This window comes from Pseudoalteromonas sp. MMG006 (assembly GCF_018101025.1).
In the GTDB taxonomy this organism is placed as follows: Bacteria; Pseudomonadota; Gammaproteobacteria; order Enterobacterales; family Alteromonadaceae; genus Pseudoalteromonas.
The window spans coordinates 1-1,242 of record NZ_JAGJEJ010000048.1 but is presented as its reverse complement, the minus strand read 5'-3'; the positions used below and the strand labels follow the sequence as shown (position 1 = coordinate 1,242).

The window sequence follows — 1,242 nt, the reverse complement described above, 5'->3', positions numbered from 1 at the left end:
CATTCATTATTGGCGACAAGGTTGGTGAGTCGACTGCGTCGAGAGTTGGATGTGGAAGTGCCATTGAGTGAGATCTTCCGCTGTCCGATGTTAGGGGACTTGGTCGCGGTGGTAGCGGGACAAGAGAGCAAAGGAGTGTTACCGGCGATCAATAGGGTGTCCAGAGCAGAGCCGTTGGTGCTGTCGTACGCTCAGCAACGTCTGTGGTTTATTGACCAGTTAGAAGGCAGCAGTGCCCATTACAATATGCCAGGGGCATTGCGTTTGACGGGGGTGTTAAACAAAGCGGCATTAGGTGGTGCGCTGGAGAAGATTTTATCGCGCCATGAAGTGCTGCGCAGTCGGTTTGTCGGGCAAGGGGAGTCGGTGTGTCAAGTGGTGATGCAAGACTATGAGCTGCCGCTGAGACAGGTGGACTTGCGTGAAGTAGCCGAGGTAGAGGCAGAGCTTGAAGCGTATATTGCAGAAGAGGCGGGGCGTCCGTTTGATCTGAGTGCGGATGTGTTGTTGCGCAGTACCTTGTTGCAGGTAGCGGATGAAGAGCATGTGTTGTTGTTTAACCTGCATCATATCGCGTCGGACGGTTGGTCGATGGGGATATTGGTGGAAGAGTTTGCGCATTGGTATGCCTGGTTCCATCAGGGGAATACAGAGGGGTTGCCAGAGTTACCGGTACAGTATGCGGATTATGCGTCGTGGCAGCGAGGCTGGTTACAAGGAGAAGTGTTAGCGTCGAGGTTAGAGTACTGGAGAGCGCAGTTGGCTGATATGCCACTGTTGCATGGTTTACCGTTGGACTATGTCAGACCGGCTCGTCAGACGTTTAAAGGTCAACAGCAAACGATGACGTTATCACCGTCGTTGAGTCAGTCGTTGAAGTCACTGGCGGAGTCAGAAGGGGTGACGCTGTTCATGTTGTTGCAAACGGCGTTTGCAGTGTTGTTGGGACGTTATAGTAACAACGACGACATAGTAATGGGCAGTCCAGTGGCGGGTCGTCAGCATGAGGAAGTAGAGTCGCTAATCGGTTTCTTTGTGAACACATTGGTGTTGCGTACACGACTGGATGGTCAGGCGTGTTTCAGAGAGTTGTTGCAAAGCAACAGAAAGACCTTGTTGGAGGCGTTTGCGCATCAGGATGTGCCGTTTGAGATGTTAGTGGAGCAATTGCGTCCGCAACGCAGCTTATCGCATCATCCATTAGTTCAGATCATGTTCAGTGTCCAGAACTTGGATGAGCAA

Annotated in this window: 1 protein-coding gene; it reads left to right on the top strand. The window is 51.9% G+C overall.

Features of this window, described 5'->3' with window-relative positions; all coding sequences use genetic code 11:
- Positions 1 to 9: 9 nt before the first annotated feature.
- On the top strand, positions 10 to 1,242 hold a 1,233-nt coding region (locus J8L73_RS19120; RefSeq protein ID WP_282098653.1), incomplete at its 3' end, for a condensation domain-containing protein.